Genomic DNA, 655 nt, shown 5'->3' on the forward strand with positions numbered 1-655 from the left:
AAGATGATTAATCAATATGGAAATGTTATAATGAAAAAGAAAGGGTGATAAGTATGGGAATCTATTTAAATCCAACAAATCAAAATTTTTATGAAGCAGTCAATAAAGAGATATATGTTGACAAATCATTGCTTATTCAACATATTGAATATTTGAGAAATAAAGTCAATAAATATATTTGTGTATCAAGACCCAGACGCTTTGGAAAGAGTACAGATGCCAATATGCTTGTCGCCTATTATTCAATGGGTTGTGATTCTCGTAATATCTTTGATTCATTAAAAATTAGTCAGACCGACATTTATTTAAAACATCTTAACAAACATCATGTCATTCATATCAATATGCAGGACTTCTTGAGTAAGACACATGATATAGAAAAGATGATTTTACTTCTTGCTAAGTTGATACTTAGAGAACTTAAGAAAGTCTTTCCAAAAGTGGATTATATAGATACTTCTGATCTTATTCAAATTATGGAAGATGTTTATGTAGAAACGAATACTAGATTTATCTTCGTTATAGATGAATGGGATTGTATATTTAGAGAATATGCTCAAGACAAAGAATCGCAGAAGATATATCTTGATTTCTTAAGAAACTTGTTGAAAGATAAGCCTTATATAGAACTGGCTTATATGACGGGTATATTGCC

General features: G+C 29.2%; 1 protein-coding gene. It reads left to right on the forward strand.

All coding sequences use genetic code 11. The features are described 5' to 3' along the window. Window positions 1-53 precede the first annotated feature (53 nt). Window positions 54-655, forward strand: a 602-nt coding sequence (locus tag B5F09_RS14680; RefSeq protein WP_158095873.1) for an AAA family ATPase, incomplete at its 3' end; no start/stop codon positions are given.

It is taken from the genome of Erysipelatoclostridium sp. An173, from assembly GCF_002160495.1.
Lineage (GTDB): Bacteria > Bacillota_I > Bacilli_A > Erysipelotrichales > Coprobacillaceae > Thomasclavelia > Thomasclavelia merdavium.